This is a genomic window from Burkholderia sp. Ac-20365 (assembly GCF_017104715.1).
GTDB lineage: Bacteria > Pseudomonadota > Gammaproteobacteria > Burkholderiales > Burkholderiaceae > Paraburkholderia.
This window is the reverse complement of sequence record NZ_JAAGPI010000109.1, coordinates 1-966: the sequence shown is the minus strand read 5'-3', so window position 1 is coordinate 966 and position 966 is coordinate 1. Positions and strand designations below refer to the sequence as shown.

The 966-nt window shown below is 68.6% G+C and carries 2 pseudogenes; both read left to right on the top strand.

The annotated features are described in order from the left end of the window. A pseudogene (locus G3O01_RS44825) lies at positions 1-579 on the top strand (feruloyl-CoA synthase); the annotation flags it as partial. 211 nt (positions 580-790) lie between these two features. After that, positions 791-966 (top strand): annotated as a pseudogene (locus G3O01_RS44820) (3-(3-hydroxy-phenyl)propionate transporter MhpT); the annotation flags it as partial.

Below are 966 nucleotides of genomic sequence, written 5' to 3'. Positions count from 1 at the left end.
CGCGGCTACTGGCACGCGGACGTCGATCCGCGCGACGTGTTCGACGACGAAGGCGATTACCGCAGCGGTGATGCGGGCGTGTTCGCCGAGCCGGCGCGGCCGGAGCGCGGGCTGCTGTTCGACGGGCGGCTGACCGAGGATTGCAAGCTGAGCAGCGGCACCTACGGCAGCGTCGGGCCGTTGCGCGCGAACGCGGTGTCGACCGGCGCGCCGTATGTGCAGGACGTGGGCGTCACCGGGATCAATCGCGACGACATCGGGCTGCTGGGGGTTCCGCGTGTCGACGCGTGCCGCCCGTTGGCGGGGCTCGCCGCCGATGCTTCGGTGACCGACGTGCTGCGCGCGCCGGCCGTGCGCGCGGTGTTCGAGCAATGGCTCGTCGTGCTGCACCGGCAGGCGAGCGGCGGTTCGACGTTCGTCGCGCGCATCCGGCTGATCGACACGCCGCCGTCGCTCGACCTCGGCGAAGTGACCGACAAGGGTTCGTTGAACCAGGCGGCCGTGCAGAAGCATCGCGCGGCGACGATCGACGCGCTGTACGACCCGGCGCGGCGCGATCCCGACGTGATTTACGCGTAAGCAGTAAGCGCGAGCAGTAAGCATCAACAAGCACGCACAACGACCTGCCGGCCACGATACCGGCAGGCATGCTTGCGGCCAGTGAATCAGGCTGCCTGATAAAGGCGGCCGTTCGGCAGAAACCTTGCGCGCTGCTTCGCCACTGGCCGGCGACGGCGCGCGGCGGCCGTCAGCGGGCCGACCGACTACAAGACATGGGACTGGAGACAGGATGAACACTTACGTTGCCGAAAAACCCACGGTCGCGACCACGCTCGCGCTGTGTTTCGCGATCGCACTTCTCGAAGGGCTCGACCTGCAGTCGGTCGGCGTCGCCGCGCCGCGCATGGCGCGCGAATTCGGGCTGTCCGTATCGCAGATGGGTATCGCGTTCAGCGCGGGCACCTT